This window comes from Methylobacter sp. Wu1 (assembly GCF_036553575.1).
Classification (GTDB): domain Bacteria; phylum Pseudomonadota; class Gammaproteobacteria; order Methylococcales; family Methylomonadaceae; genus Methylobacter.
The window spans coordinates 1-14,527 of record NZ_JAZHOC010000008.1 but is presented as its reverse complement, the minus strand read 5'-3'; the positions used below and the strand labels follow the sequence as shown (position 1 = coordinate 14,527).

The 14,527-nt window shown below is 50.4% G+C and carries 16 protein-coding genes and 1 tRNA gene; 8 read left to right on the top strand and 9 right to left on the bottom strand.

Annotated elements, in window-relative coordinates:
• Positions 1-236 precede the first annotated feature (236 nt).
• The 6 genes from V2P20_RS00400 (at position 237) to V2P20_RS00375 (ending at position 4,903) form a co-directional block, all read left to right on the top strand.
• Positions 237-1,205, top strand: a complete 969-nt coding sequence (locus V2P20_RS00400) for an ABC transporter substrate-binding protein (protein WP_331814846.1) — start codon at positions 237-239, stop codon at positions 1,203-1,205.
• Positions 1,206-1,215: 10 nt separating this feature from the next.
• The gene (locus V2P20_RS00395; protein ID WP_331814844.1) at positions 1,216-1,962 is read left to right on the top strand and encodes an ABC transporter permease; all 747 of its coding nucleotides are present in this window, start codon (positions 1,216-1,218) and stop codon (positions 1,960-1,962) included.
• On the top strand, positions 1,959-2,699 hold the full coding sequence (locus V2P20_RS00390; RefSeq protein ID WP_331814842.1) for an ABC transporter ATP-binding protein: 741 nt from the start codon (positions 1,959-1,961) through the stop codon (positions 2,697-2,699). Before V2P20_RS00395 ends, V2P20_RS00390 begins: the two co-directional genes overlap by 4 nt.
• A gap of 98 nt (positions 2,700-2,797) precedes the next feature.
• Positions 2,798-3,055, top strand: a complete 258-nt coding sequence (locus tag V2P20_RS00385; protein WP_331814840.1) for a hypothetical protein — start codon at positions 2,798-2,800, stop codon at positions 3,053-3,055.
• Positions 3,056-3,366: 311 nt separating this feature from the next.
• Positions 3,367-3,443: transfer RNA gene (locus tag V2P20_RS00380), tRNA-Arg, on the top strand.
• Between the two features lie 176 nt (positions 3,444-3,619).
• A complete protein-coding gene (locus V2P20_RS00375; RefSeq protein ID WP_331814839.1) occupies positions 3,620-4,903 on the top strand; it encodes a DEAD/DEAH box helicase in 1,284 nt (427 codons plus the stop codon).
• 44 nt (positions 4,904-4,947) lie between these two features.
• Here V2P20_RS00375 and dbpA read toward each other — a convergent pair whose 3' ends face one another.
• The 9 genes from dbpA to ffh form a co-directional block, all read right to left on the bottom strand.
• Entirely contained in the window at positions 4,948-6,330 is a 1,383-nt protein-coding gene (dbpA, locus tag V2P20_RS00370; RefSeq protein ID WP_331814836.1) for an ATP-dependent RNA helicase DbpA, read from the bottom strand.
• Between the two features lie 249 nt (positions 6,331-6,579).
• Positions 6,580-7,353 carry an acyl-ACP--UDP-N-acetylglucosamine O-acyltransferase gene (lpxA, locus tag V2P20_RS00365; protein WP_331814834.1) on the bottom strand — a complete coding sequence of 258 codons (774 nt, stop codon included), beginning with the start codon at positions 7,351-7,353 and terminating at the stop codon, positions 6,580-6,582.
• Positions 7,354-7,358: 5 nt separating this feature from the next.
• A complete protein-coding gene (gene xerD, locus V2P20_RS00360) occupies positions 7,359-8,243 on the bottom strand; it encodes a site-specific tyrosine recombinase XerD (protein ID WP_331814831.1) in 885 nt (294 codons plus the stop codon).
• Positions 8,240-8,749, bottom strand: a complete 510-nt coding sequence (locus tag V2P20_RS00355; RefSeq protein WP_331814829.1) for a methylated-DNA--[protein]-cysteine S-methyltransferase — start codon at positions 8,747-8,749, stop codon at positions 8,240-8,242. The genes xerD and V2P20_RS00355 overlap by 4 nt, the downstream gene beginning before the upstream one ends.
• A gap of 132 nt (positions 8,750-8,881) precedes the next feature.
• Positions 8,882-9,223, bottom strand: a complete 342-nt coding sequence (gene rplS, locus V2P20_RS00350) for a 50S ribosomal protein L19 (protein WP_194968463.1) — start codon at positions 9,221-9,223, stop codon at positions 8,882-8,884.
• A 9-nt stretch (positions 9,224-9,232) separates the two neighbouring features.
• Positions 9,233-9,973 (bottom strand): tRNA (guanosine(37)-N1)-methyltransferase TrmD, encoded by a 741-nt coding sequence (gene trmD / locus V2P20_RS00345; RefSeq protein WP_331814826.1) that lies wholly within the window; start codon positions 9,971-9,973, stop codon positions 9,233-9,235.
• A gap of 9 nt (positions 9,974-9,982) precedes the next feature.
• On the bottom strand, positions 9,983-10,489 hold the full coding sequence (gene rimM / locus V2P20_RS00340; RefSeq protein WP_331814824.1) for a ribosome maturation factor RimM: 507 nt from the start codon (positions 10,487-10,489) through the stop codon (positions 9,983-9,985).
• A 6-nt stretch (positions 10,490-10,495) separates the two neighbouring features.
• Positions 10,496-10,750 (bottom strand): 30S ribosomal protein S16, encoded by a 255-nt coding sequence (rpsP, locus tag V2P20_RS00335; RefSeq protein ID WP_194968460.1) that lies wholly within the window; start codon positions 10,748-10,750, stop codon positions 10,496-10,498.
• Between the two features lie 175 nt (positions 10,751-10,925).
• Positions 10,926-12,281: a signal recognition particle protein gene (gene ffh, locus V2P20_RS00330; protein WP_331814820.1), complete on the bottom strand. Its 1,356-nt coding sequence runs from the start codon at positions 12,279-12,281 to the stop codon at positions 10,926-10,928.
• A 403-nt stretch (positions 12,282-12,684) separates the two neighbouring features.
• Between ffh and ccsA the strand changes: the two genes are divergently transcribed.
• Positions 12,685-13,482, top strand: coding sequence for a cytochrome c biogenesis protein CcsA (gene ccsA, locus V2P20_RS00325; protein WP_331814818.1), 798 nt, complete (start codon positions 12,685-12,687; stop codon positions 13,480-13,482).
• A gap of 341 nt (positions 13,483-13,823) precedes the next feature.
• On the top strand, positions 13,824-14,504 hold the full coding sequence (locus tag V2P20_RS00320) for a hypothetical protein (protein ID WP_331814816.1): 681 nt from the start codon (positions 13,824-13,826) through the stop codon (positions 14,502-14,504).
• Positions 14,505-14,527: the final 23 nt, after the last annotated feature.

Genomic DNA, 14,527 nt, shown 5'->3' with positions numbered 1-14,527 from the left:
AAAACTGAGTTTACTATTCCTTCCATGAGCTGATTTCTGGGGTTGTTCGATGTCAGAAACCGTATTATCCCAGAGTTTGCTCATGGTTCTTCTCCATTAAAACTGTCCGAAGTATTGATCAGATCAGGTTGTGGCAAATGAATTACCGCATTTCACCCATTGAGCTAAATCCTCGCACGAAAACCCGCATACAGTTAGAATATAAGGCTTTTTAAACTTATGCAGGGAGAGAAGTCATGAAATTCAAAGCCTTGTTTATCGGCCTGTGCATGCTGGCATCCAGTCACAGCTTCGCTACGGAAAAAACTAAGATTCGCCTCGGCGTGCTTGCGTTTGGCACAGCCGACTGGGAGTTGTCGGTCATCCAAAACGATCCGGCAATCGCATCGGCGGATTTTCAACTGGACATACAGAAACTGGCCAATCCTGAAGCCGGCAAAATCGCATTGCAATCGGGCTCCGTCGACATGATCGTCTCGGACTGGATCTGGGTATCGAAACTGCGCGCGACCGGCTCCGACTTCACGTTCTTCCCCTATTCCACAACGTCCGGCGCACTGGTTGTGGCCGATGCAAGCCCTATCCGTGCAATCAAGGATCTAAAAGGCAAACGCCTGGGCATTGCCGGCGGCGAACTGGACAAGAACTGGCTGTTGCTGCAGGCGCTGGCGCAAAAAGAGCAGCTTGACCTGAACGCGGATGTAGACAAGGTGTTCGGCGCGCCCCCTTTGCTGAATGAGCAGATCAAGCAAAACCGCATCGACGCCGTGCTCAATTACTGGCATTTCGCGGCCCGGCTGGAAGCGCAGGGTTACCGACAGATCATCGACGGCAAAGGCATCGTCAAAGCGCTGGGCATTAATGAAGACGTCCCCACCCTCGGCTACGTGTTCAAGCAGAGCTGGGCCGCGAGCCATAAAAACGCCGTCAACGCTTTCCTGAAAGCCAGCCAGCGCGCCAAAGACCAAATCTGCACATCTGACGCCGTCTGGCAAAAAATTATTCCGTTAACTCAGGCGGAAGATACGCCGACCCAAAACAAAATGCGGCAGCGCTATTGCGAAGGCCAGATTAAACATTGGGGCGAACAGGAACAGCAGGCGGCCGGCCGTATTTATTCCATGCTGCGCACATTGAGCAACAAGCAACTGACAGGCGATTCCGAATCCCTGCAGCCCGGCACCTTCTGGTCGATTTCGCAATAGGCCCGAGCATTTGAGTAGTCGTCAAAAACTGTTGCCTGCCCTGTCATTGCTGGCCTTCCTGGCGCTCTGGCAAGGGCTGGCCTTTTATTTAAGCAGCGGCGTGCTGCCGACGCCGGAAGCGGTAGCTCATGTTTTCTGGCGCGAAACCCTGTCAGGACAACTGCCCTATCACCTGGGCGTTACTTTGCTCAGGCTTGTAGTCAGTTTTTCCGTTGCCATGCTGCTCGGCTGCGCAATCGGCATCGTCCTGGGCCGGCATAAGAAACTGGATGCGTTCTTCGACAACTGGCTGGTCATTTTTCTGAACATTCCGGCGCTGGTCACGATTATCCTGTGCTACGTCTGGTTCGGCCTGATCGAATCGGCTGCGATACTGGCCGTCGTCATCAACAAGCTGCCTAACGTCGTCGTGACGATCCGCGAAGGCACGCGGGCGCTGGATCAGGACTTGCTGGAAATGGCCCGCTGTTATCATTTCGGCCGGCGCAAGATGCTGGCGCATGTGATCTGGCCGCAATTGCATCCGTTCGTCATGAGTGCTACGCGCTCGGGTCTGGCATTGATCTGGAAAATCATCCTGGTGGTTGAATTGTTGGGCCGCAACAACGGCATGGGTTATCAACTGCATCTGTTTTTCCAGCTGTTCGATGTCGCCGGCATTCTGGCTTATACCATCGCCTTCGTGGCCGTGATTCAACTGATAGAACTGATGATCCTGAAGCCTCTGGACAGAAAATCGCAACGGTGGCGCCGATGACCGACATTCGCATCCGCATCGATAGCAAGACTTATCCGGCCATAGGCCAGGCCGGCCAATACCAGGCCATCGCCAATCTTGATCTGTCGCTGAGAGCCGGCGAATTCGTCTGCCTGGTCGGTCCATCCGGTTGCGGCAAGACGACGCTGCTGAACATTATTGCCGGCCTGGACCATGATTACGACGGCGAGATTCTGCTGGGCTCGCAGCACACGCCCCCCAAAATCGGCTATGTATTCCAGAATCCGCGCCTGTTGCCGTGGCGTACGGTCAGGGAAAACATTGAACTGGCGCTGGGCAGCCATCAATCCCCGGAGCTGATCGATCCGCTCCTGGAAACCATGCAGCTGACGCGGGCGCAACATGTTTACCCCGAACGCCTGTCTCTGGGCATGAGCCGTCGTGTTGCCATTATCCGCGCGTTCGCCGTCGACCCTGACGTGCTATTGATGGACGAGCCTTTTGTTTCGCTTGACGCGCCCACGGCCAGACAGGTCCGGGACCTGCTGCTGAAATTGTGGCGGCAGCGCCCGCACACGGTTCTGTTTGTCACGCATGATCTGCGGGAAGCCATTGCGCTGGCCGATCGGCTGGTCTTCCTGTCCTCATCCCCCATGCATGTGCTGAGCGAAATCACTGTACCCATCGCCCGGGAAGAACGCCATAATGAGACATTGATCGAATCGTACAGGCAGCAATTGATGAAGGAGCACCCTGAAATAAGGCAGCTTTTATAACCGGCATCAACCTTGAAATCAACGATCAAATATCAGATACTTAAGGTTTTTTAAGCCTTAGCCGGGCTTGCCATATAACCACCGGAGACTGACAAAGCATGAACAAAAAAATTATCCTGGGATCAACCATAGCAGCGCTTGCCTTAAGTCCATTAACTTCATCGGCAGCTGGCGATGACGAGCAATACCCTGCCGCTAATTTCCAACCTAAGGTCGTCTATATCGACAAAGAAGCCGTCAAGAAAGAATCTGCCGAGAAACCATCAACGAAATGCGAAAAAAAGAAATCCGAGTTCGACCCTAAATACCCGGCAGCAAACTTCCAACCCAAAGTTATATTCCCTGCCGCTGAATAAGCTTTCCCGGGAAGCCGGGGTTTGATCCGGATGATTTTCTGAATCCATCAAATTCCGGCTTTATCAAGCGTCGTATGACCAGCAACTGGAACACGGCCGCCACCCTTTTTCGCCGCATGCCGCTAATTGTATGAATAAAACATTGTCAGCATCGGTTTCCTGCCCGGCCTCAATTTCAATAATTTTTTAATGAACGCTTGCCGAAGCTTTACCAGCTTCTCATCCCAAGAATGCAGAGCCATGTTTTTTTGCGTTGGAAAGAAACAAAAAAGAATTTAATCCCGCGCTTATGGTAAAATTGCTTTTATTTTGCCCCGATAGCTCAGTAGGATAGAGCGGTCCCCTCCTAAGGGACAGGCCGGTGGTTCAAATCCGCCTCGGGGCGCCATTAACTGCAATGACTATCGCCATAGCGGTACTCCACCAATCCCTTCACTAAAAACGCCAATAACAACCTGATTGTGATCATTATTAATTTAACGCGTTTTTATTAGAATTATTCTTTTTACCCTGTGCTGTAAGACGCATGCCCGTCGACATCAGCTTTTTTGAGACCTTAATATTATGTCATTTTCCACGCTCGGTTTATCCGATCCGCTATTGTGCGCCATTGCTGATGCAGGCTATACCAAACCCTCGCCAATTCAGTCCCAGGCGATTCCTGCCGTGTTGCAAGGCCATGATCTTCTGGCTGCCGCACAAACCGGCACCGGAAAAACCGCAGGTTTTACGTTACCTATCCTCCAGCGTTTATCGCAAAAGTCTTATGGCGCAAACCGGCCGATAAGAGCCTTGATCCTGACCCCGACTCGCGAATTAGCCGCCCAGGTTGGAGAATCGGTTACTAAATATGGCGCCCATCTGCATCCGCGGTTAAAATCGGAAGTCGTTTTTGGCGGCGTCAAAATCAATCCGCAAATGATGCGCTTAAGAGGCGGCGTGGATGTTCTGGTGGCAACGCCGGGCCGCCTACTGGACCTGGTCAGTCAAAATGCGGCTAAACTCGATAAAGTGGAAGTACTGGTGCTCGACGAGGCTGATCGCATGCTGGACATGGGCTTTATCCGAGACATCCGCAAGATAATTGCATTATTGCCCAAAAAACGTCAAAACCTGTTGTTTTCAGCCACCTTTTCCGACGACATTCGCAAACTCACGACCGGCCTGCTGGTCAATCCCGTGAAAATAGAAGTGGCACCGCGCAATACCGCCGCCGAACTGGTTGAGCAGGTTGCCTATACCGTCAACAAAACCCAGAAAGCCGAACTGCTTTGCCACCTGGTAAAGGAAAACGACTGGCGACAGGTGTTGGTGTTTACCAGCACCAAGCATGGCGCCAACCGGCTCACTGAAAAACTCAACAAAGTTGATATCAAGGCCGCCGCTATCCATGGCAACAAAAGTCAGGGAGCCAGAACCAGCGCCCTCGCAGGCTTTAAAGCCGGTGAACTCCGCGTGCTGGTTGCGACCGATGTAGCGGCGCGCGGCATCGATATCGCGCAACTGCCGCATGTAGTCAATTTTGAACTGCCCCGCTCGCCAGCCGATTATGTGCACCGGATCGGCCGAACGGGGCGCGCCGGCGAAGAAGGGCAAGCCATATCATTAGTCTCGCATGACGAATACAGCGCCCTGCGACTCATTGAGAAGCTGATCGGCAAGTCCATTAAACGCGAACAGATCAATGGCTTTGAAGCGTCTGAAGTCGCGCCGCCGGAACCACCTGCCCAACCACGAGGACCGCGTCCCGGCAGAAATTCAAACCAGCCGCGCAGAAACTCAAGCCAGCCACGCAGACCTGCAGGCGCTCAGCCAAAAAGTCCATCCCGGGCCAGAAGCTATGCCTGATTAAAAATGCGGTGGGCGCCTACCAAAAGTAGGCGCCCGTACGCTTAACTGGCTTTGCGCACTTTAAAACTGCGCCCTTTTATCTTCCCTGCCTTTAATTTCGCCAACGCTCTTTCAACGCTGCCACGCTGGACAGCAACGAAAGATTGCAGATCAAAAATATCGATTTTTCCCACTTCGCTGCCGGCCAGACCTGCTTCACCGGTTAATGCCCCCAGAATATCGCCCGGGCGCACTTTATGCTTGCGTCCGCCGTCAATATGCAAAGTTACCATAGGCGGCGCGAATCGATGCTCATGCTTCATCTGAAAAGGCGCCACTTCATCCCAAATCGCGGGCTTATTTTGATAGTCTTCAATGGCTTTTACCCGACTGGTTTCCTGCTGCGCGCATAAACTGAGCGCCAAACCTTTTTTCCCGGCGCGCCCCGTTCGGCCGATCCGGTGCACATACACTTCAGGATCCCATGGCAATTCATAATTGATCACCGCTTGCAGATCCTTGATATCCAGGCCTCGGGCGGCCACGTCAGTGGCCGCCAGAATCGAGCAGCTCTTATTGGCAAAGCGCACCAGCACCTTGTCCCGATCCCTCTGTTCCAGATCGCCATGAAGACTCTGAACGGAAAAACCGCTTGATTCAAGTTCATCCGCCAGATTTTGGCAGTCTTTTTTGGTATTGCAGAAAACCACTGTCGATTCAGGCCGATGGTAGGCCAAGAGATAGCCCAGCGCATTGGCTCTGCCCGCTTTCTCTATCTGATAAAAGCGTTGTTCGATATCGCTGTCATGATGATGGGCCTCGATGCTGACCGTAACCGGCTTATACTGATAATGCCGGCTCATTTCCCGTATCGGGTCTGAATAAGTTGCGGAAAACAACAAGGTTTGCCGATGATTCGGCGCATACGAGATCACATCGGATATGGCGTCTTCAAAGCCCATGTCCAGCATCCGGTCCGCCTCATCCAGCACCAGTACCTTGAGATTGCTCAAGCGCAGACTGCCTTTACGCAGATGTTCCTGTAATCGTCCGGGCGTGCCGACCACAATATGCACGCCATGCTCCAGCGAACCGACTTGAGGACCAAACGGCACGCCGCCGCACAAGGCCTGCACCTTGATATTCTGAGTAAAGCGAGCCAGCCTGCGAATTTCCTTGCAAACCTGATCGGCCAGTTCCCGGGTAGGGCAAACAACCAAGGCCTGAACTCTGAAACTGCTCAAATCCAATCGAGATAACAGGCCAATGCCGAAGGCAGCAGTCTTGCCACTGCCTGTCTTAGCCTGCGCGATGACGTCCTTGCCTTCGAGAATATGCGGCAGGCTTTCGGCCTGGATGGGTGTCAATTTACTGTAGCCTAGGGATTCGATATTATCAAGTAAGGTGGGTTTTAAGGGTAAAGCTGAAAATTCGGCAGTGTTCACAAGGACTCTTTATAACGCGAATGACGGCGGAAATGCCGTCATTGAATTGATTATGGTAACAGATCCGAGTACTCCAGACCTGATAAGGTTAGTTATGTGCTTTGAAATAGCTCAAATGCATTTTATTGTCAATGAACGGGAAAGCATTCATCTGACTTGAAAAATACCATCCCGCCCAATGCAACGGCGCAGAATTATCTGCTGTTGATAGACCAACTTACGGAGCAGATCTTAATGAGGCCAATACAATTAAATCGAAATATCGACAAACCCATGCACGCCGCGCTTGGATTTAACCGCCAGCCATTCCTTCAATTGCTTCAGCTCTTCGGTTTCCTCCAGCGAATCCAGGCTTTGCTTGTTTTTTAGCAAGCGGAACGCCGCTGAAAGCACGTTATAACGATCCCCGGTGATGCCGGCGCGCCGCAATCCCACCGTATTCAATTTATAATGCCGGGCAGGACGTCCGCCAATCAGCGTAAAAGGAATGACATCCATATTCAGCCCTGTCGTACCCTGTACAATCGCGTATGAACCGATCCGGCAGAACTGGTGCGCAACCACGGACCCGCCCATGAAAACCCGGCCACCGACCTCAACATGGCCGCCAATAGCGACGTTATTGGCGAAAATCGTATTGTCGCCGATCTTGCAATCGTGCGCGACATGACTGTTATTCATAAAAAAACAACCCGAGCCTATGCGCGTTGCGCCGTTTTCCTTGGAAGCGCGATGCGCCGTAAAGCCTTCCCTGAACACATTGTTGTCGCCGATTTCAAGCCAGGAAACCGTTTCGGGTTTAAAGCTGACATCCTGCGGCAATCCGCCCAGAACGGCATGGGGATGCAGAATATTGCCGTCACCCATTTTCACATACTGCTGCACGACGGCATGAGCGCCAATCCGGCAGCCCTGCCCCATTTCAACACCTGATTCAATGACGGCGAAAGGACCTACCGTCACGTCTTCGGGTAATGAGACATCCGGTGCAATATAAGCAGTCGGGTGAATATTTTGTGCCATTTTGATTATCCTCTTGGATGATATTTTGAATGTAAATCTTTTAATCGTTCGCGGGCGATATGCGTGTAAATCTGTGTAGTGGATAAATCGGAATGCCCCAATAAGAGTTGCACGACGCGCAAATCCGCGCCGTGATTCAACAGATGTGTTGCGAAGGCGTGCCTGAGCGTATGCGGCGACAGCTCTTTTTTAATGCCGGCTTTTTTAGCATGGCGCTTGATGATATGCCAGAAGGCCTGCCGCGTCATACCGGCGGCACGGTTGGTGACGAATAGATAATCGCATTGCCTTTCTCCCAGAAGGGTCTTCCTGGCCTGGGCTATATAGTTTTCCAGCCAACTCATCGCTTCTTCGCCGACCGGCACCAGCCGCTCCTTATTGCCCTTGCCGGTGATTCTGATCACGCCCTGCCTGAAACTGACCTGCTCAAACTTTAAACTGACCAGTTCGGATACCCTAAGCCCCGTGGCATAAAGCATTTCCAACATGGTTTTATCCCTGAACCCGAGCGCATGCGTTACTTCAGGCGCATTCAGCAATAATTCGACATCATTCTCGGATAACGATACCGGTAACGGCCGGCCGATATGCGGCGATTCTATCAATGCCGTAGGATCGATGGTTATACTGTTTTCCCTGAGATAATAGCCATAAAAGCGCCGCAAACTGGATAAAATGCGTGCCGACGACCTGTTGCCTATACCGTCTTTATAACGGCTCGCCAGGAACCTTGATATATCGCTACCGTCGACGTCCAGCATGGACTTTCCTGCCAGCCACTGGGCAAAAATCCTCAAATCACTGCCATAGGCCGACAGCGTATTTTCGCTCAGGCCCTGTTCGACCCAGGCCGCATCCAAAAATTGATCTATGAAAGCCGTTGAATTCATTTTTTATGGGCGGCTTCAAATGCCAGCAACTTGGATTTTATAGCCATGAAATCACCCTCTGTCTGACCGGAATAACCGCCCATGCCGGAAACGGACACCACCCGGTGGCAGGGAATGATCAGCGGGAAAGGGTTATCCCGACAGGCATTGCCGACAGCCCGCGCAGCCGATCCTATTCTGCGGGCCAAAGCCGAATAAGTGATTGTTTCCCCGAATGGTATGCGGCAGAGTTCAGCCCAGACTTTATTTCTAAAATCGCTGCCCTGCTTTAACAGCTTCAGGTGGATAGGTTTTTCCGGAGTCAGCCAATACTGATTTAATTGCCGCTGCATGTCATGCTCACCAGCAATGCTAATAGTTTGAGCCGGACCAACGGCAAACTCCCAGTCAGCCTGAAACAACACATCGCCATGAACAAATAAAATCAGATTACCGGCAGGTGTTTGAACTTTAAAAATCTCCTCATCCTCTGAGCAGTTTTCAACCCAATGAATGATGAATGGCATAGTTAAACCTGAATTGATTAAATAGCGCTTAGGCCGAATAAATTCGGCCCTGCAAATAGGCAAACACCCATGTCTCGGACATAAAAAAGGCAGCTCAAAGCTGCCTTTTTTATAACGTGCATCAAAAACCGATTAAAGTTTTTCTTTGATACGAGCCGCTTTACCGGTCAGATCACGCAGGAAATACAATTTAGCACGACGAACGTCACCGCGACGCTTAACATTGATCTCGCTGATCATAGGACTGTGAGTCTGAAAAACACGCTCAACGCCTGTCCCGTGAGAAATCTTTCTTACTGTGAAAGCAGAGTTTAAACCGCGATTACGTTTTGCAATCACTATGCCTTCAAACGCCTGAATTCTTTCACGTTCGCCTTCTTTTACTTTAACCTGTACAACAACTGTGTCGCCTGGACCAAAGTCAGGAATCTGTTTCAGCTGTTCTGCTTCCAAAACATCAATAATATTGCTCATTGCCACACCCTATTTTTCAACTTCAATTTTAAATTCGTTCAGCAGTTTTTCCTGCTCTGCATTTAAATTCATTTTTTTCAATAAATCCGGCCGCCTCAGCCAGGTTCTTCCCAATGCCTGCTTCATGCGCCAGCGGTTTATGTCCGCATGATTGCCGCCCAGTAAAACCTCCGGCACCGAATGTCCTTCAAGCTGTTCCGGCCTTGTAAAATGCGGATAATCCAGCAAGCCATTCATATGAGAGTCCTGCAGAGCAGAATCCTCGTCCCCGAGCACACCGGGCAACAAACGGGTCACCGCATCGATCACTATCAGTGCCGCCAGCTCACCGCCACTGATGACATAGTCTCCGATAGACCATTCATCATCGCAATCCAACTCGACAAAGCGCTCATCAATTCCTTCATAACGCCCTGCCACTAAAATCAATTGAGGAACATTGCAAGCCTCTGAAAGCAAAGCCTGCGTAATCGGTTTGCCTTGCGGACTCAAATAAACCACTTTGGCAGAGCCAGTGCCGGCCTGTTTGGCATCACAGACAGCATCATGCAATGGCTGGTATTTCATGACCATACCCGGGCCGCCGCCATAAGGCCGGTCGTCGACCGTTTTGTGCCTGTCGTGCGTATAATCGCGCGGATTCCAGACCAATAGACGAACTATATCTCGCTCAATAGCTCGACCTGTCACACCGTAACTGGCAGCCGCTGTCACCATGTCCGGGAATAACGTTACGACATCAAATCGCATACTGCATAATTAAAATTCCGGATCCCAATCGACAACCATAGTGCCGGCATCCAGATCGATATTAATTATGGTCTCTCCCTGTAAAAACGGAATGGCCCGCTCTCGCTCACCCTGAACGACTAATACATCATTCGCTCCGGTTTCCAGCAGACTATCAACCACGCCCAACTGAACACCCTCAACGGTTTCAACTTTCAATCCGACCAGATCGGACCAGTAATATTCGCCTTCAGTCGTTTCCGGCAATTGATTATGAGTTATAAAAATATCCCAGCCAACAAATCCTGCAGCTTGATCTCTATCAATGATGCCATCAAGCTGAGCGATTACCGCCTTGCCGTGAAGAGCCCCATCAATGACATCAAGTTGCTTGATTTCGCCGCCTTTTTTCAGCAGCCACGGAGAATAACTTAAAATATTCTCTCTTGGATCGGTAAAAGAAAAGACCTTAAGCCACCCTTTTACACCAAAAACGCCGGAAATCCTGCCAACGTTTATATCTTTCCGCGCTGACAAGCCAAATTACGCAGCAGTTGCTTTTTGTGCGTCTTTAATTAATTTCGCAACGCGGTCAGAAGGTTGCGCGCCATTAGCTTTCCAATATTCAACGCGAGCGCAATCCAGACGTAATTTTTCTTCTTTGCCACGCGCTACCGGATTGAAAAAACCAACGCGTTCGATATAACGACCATCACGGCTGTTTCTGCTGTCAGTCACAATCACATGATAAAAAGGACGATTTTTCGCGCCGCTTCTAGCAAGACGAATGGTTACCATTTAAGTTCCTCAAAAAACATTAAGTCAAAATTTAATCTGTCTATTTTACGCGATTTTCTGCATAAGTGAAGCACAAATTCACTCATTACCTACAGCATCACTTAAGAGACCCTGAGAAATATAAAGCGGCCGCAGTTACCCACGAAAAAATATAGCGCATCTGCGGCAACAAAAATTACATTCTCATACCGCGAATGTTGCTCTTCATGCCACGAATCATATTGGTTATATTGCCTTTCTTGAAACGCTTCATCATTTTTTCCATCATCTTGAATTGCTTCAGAATCCGGTTAACGTCGTGCAGCTGCTGACCGCAGCCATCCGCAATGCGTTTCTTCCGATTGCCTTTGATCAGATCGGGAAAACGACGCTCCTGCATGGTCATTGAATTAATAACGGCAATCTGGCGCGCCAATTCCTTGTCATTGACTTTGTCTTTCATTTCCTGCGGAAGGCTGCTCATGCCAGGCAATTTGTCCAGCATGGAGCCGACTCCGCCCATGCTCTGCATTTGCTGCAATTGCTCACGGAAGTCTTCCAGGTCAAAGCTCTTGCCTTTCTGTATCTTTTTGACCAGTTTCTCGGCTTTTTCCTTATCAACCTTCTGCTCGATCTCCTCAATCAGACCCAGCATATCGCCCATACCCAAAATACGGGACGCCAGACGATCAGGGTAAAATGGCTCCAAAGCCGTGGCTTTCTCACCCACACCGATAAATTTGATCGGCTTGCCGGTAATATGACGGATGGACAATGCCGCACCGCCACGCGCATCGCCATCGGCTTTGGTCAGAATCACACCGGTCAGCGGCAATGCATCGTTAAAGGCTTTGGCTGTGTTTGCCGCGTCCTGACCGGTCATGCTGTCGACGACAAACAAGGTTTCGACCGGATTGATGGCGGCATGCAATTCTTTGATCTCGACCATCATCTCATCATCGATATGCAGACGGCCGGCGGTATCGATGATAATGACGTCGAGGAATTTTTTCTTCGCCGCTTCGATCGCATTCTTAGCGATATCGACCGGCTTCTGAGAAATATCGCTTTCAAAGAAATCCAGGGCGAGATCATCAGCCAGTGTCTGTAGCTGCTTGATAGCGGCAGGACGATAGACGTCGGCACTGACGACGCCGACTTTTTTCTTTTGATTTTCTTTCAGCCAGCGGCCTAATTTGGCAACCGTTGTGGTTTTACCGGCACCTTGCAGACCGGCCATCAAAATGACGGCTGGCGGGACGGCTTTCAGATTAAGTTCTTCATTCGCCTCGCCCATCACCTTGACCAATTCGGCCTGAACCAGTTTGACTAATGATTGTCCCGGCGAAAGGCTGGTCTGAACTTCCTGACCCAGCGCACCTTCTTTAACGCGTTCAATAAAATCCGTAACAACCGGCAAAGCCACGTCCGCCTCAAGCAAGGCCATGCGCACTTCGCGCAGCGTTTCCTTGATATTGCTTTCAGTCAGCCGCCCTTGGCCTCTAACTTTCTTAAGAGTATTACTTAGTCGATCGGTTAAATTATCAAACATATCTGCGTCTTTATTCTGTAATCAAGGAAACGTAATTATTCAGATTCTCTATGCGCAGCAAGATCTTCAATCGTAGCCGAAGCCTATCCTGTCAGATCAAAATTATGCCGGGGCTGAATATTTACATGGAAACCACTACCTAACGCAAATGCGTTAGAACTATTTAGCCGGTTATATTAACATACCCATTAAGACCTTTGCACCACCCGCTGTCAAGTCCTGAAGCAATAACTTGAAATCGTACTTCTCAGCTTTAATGCATTGATTAAATTAGACATTAGCAATTGAATAAAAATTTAATCAGCCGCTCTTAAACCAACAACCCTAAATTTTAATTGGGCCGGAAAGCTTTAGCTGTAACAATGATAGCAAGGTTCTACTATACAAAAGAAAATACAGCCAAATGAACGCCACCATTTTTGCCGCTCTTTCAATCTGTGCCTATTTAGGCAGCACCTTGCTTATTGCCCGTAAATTTCGTCGTGGCGATGGCAATCAAACTCCGCTTTATCTTGCCTGGTTTGCCGCATGCGCGCATCTCGCCTATATCACCGTTAACTTCCACAATGAGAATGGCTTTAATTTCAGCTTTATCAGCACCGCCTCACTGGTTTCGCTGATTGTCACCCTGCTGTTATTAACTGCGACGCTCAGTAAACCGGTCGAAAAACTAGGCATTGCGATATTTCCCGCTGCCGCCATTATGCTCGGCCTGGAGCTGGCTTTTCCGGAGCGCCCCCGCTTTCTTCACAACCATAACTGGCAGATGAGCATTCACGTTCTGACGTCCATCATTGCCTTCAGCCTGTTAAACATCGCCGCTCTGCAAGCGATATTACTGGCCATTCAAGACCAGCAGCTCAAAAGCCATCCCCCAAAACCCTTTATTTTGTCATTGCCGCCACTGCAGACGATGGAATCGCTGTTGTTTCAAATGCTCGCTGCCGGTGTTGTCTTCCTGACGATCTCATTGATCAGCGGCTTTATATTCATAGAAGATTTGTTTGCGCAGCATCTGGTGCATAAAACCGTGCTATCGATACTGGCATGGATTGTGTTTTCAAGCCTGCTTATTGGCCGCAACCGTTACGGCTGGCGGGGCCGAACAGCGATAAAATGGACGCTGATCGGCTTTATATCGCTGCTTCTGGCTTATTTCGGCAGTAAAATGGTTTTGGAATTGATCCTGAACAGGGCTTGAGGTTATAAATTACAGAGCCGAATCGGGGCACTGATTTCGGCCTGAGCCGGTTGTTACGGAAACGTTTGGTCGCCAAATACATGTCGAATGAAATCCGCAAAAGGCGGTGAGACGCCGCCAGAACAACTGCCGTTCTTCACACCCGCTACTTGTTTGAGGCCCAAGTATCTCAATATCCTTACGCTGGATTACTTTCAACTCTTCGAGCAAAAGTGATGCGCCGAATTCTGTGTTTGGCCTTAATTGCATCTGCACGGCGAACACAACTGCTCTTTTTAAACTGCACAGTTTGAGTTAGAATTCAAACAATCAACGGACCTGAACCTTACCAAAAAGCCTGCATGCTGACTCTCCATCCCCGCCAAATCAAGCTGCTCGACCAACATCAAGAGCAGCAATTCCGAGTCACTCTGCGCAAGTACATTCAACAGGAATACCCGGCTTATACCCAGGTTTCGCCAGCCATTCTGACGCGTTTGATCGGCTTCGGCCTGGCGCGGGCGCGCAGTTACGGATTCGTCTGGCAATCCAGCCTGGGTCAGTTCGTTTACCTGATGGCTGCCGTCGCACCGAATTTTGACCTGCATCCGGCGATACACTCGATTTTGGCTAATGCCGATCTGCCTGCCGAAAAACGCATCGCGAGCCTGACTGAGCGGCTGCCCATAGGCGTTTGGACAGAAGCCGCCGACACAGCCAGCACGATAGGCTGGTTTCTCGACAAAGACGGTTTCAAGCTTGACCGTCATGCCCGCATCCTTCTGGCTCTGGCCAACGCCTTGCCGGCCATTGCCGCCCCTTCAGAGGCCCTGGTGCAGCGTGCGCTCACACGCGCCGAAACCCTGGGCCTTTTAACGGAAGACTCCCAGTTTATTTTCGCGGCCTGCTGCCTGCATTACGGAGAAGACTTCGAGCTTCAAGCCCCTTGGGCTAAGGAATTGTTGACGCCGGCCTTCACGCCACAGGCCCGAACCGCCTTGCTCCGGGTGCGGCTGGCGCTGGATGCCGGCCTTTGGTTATAGGACATTAAAAAATGGCAGAATTG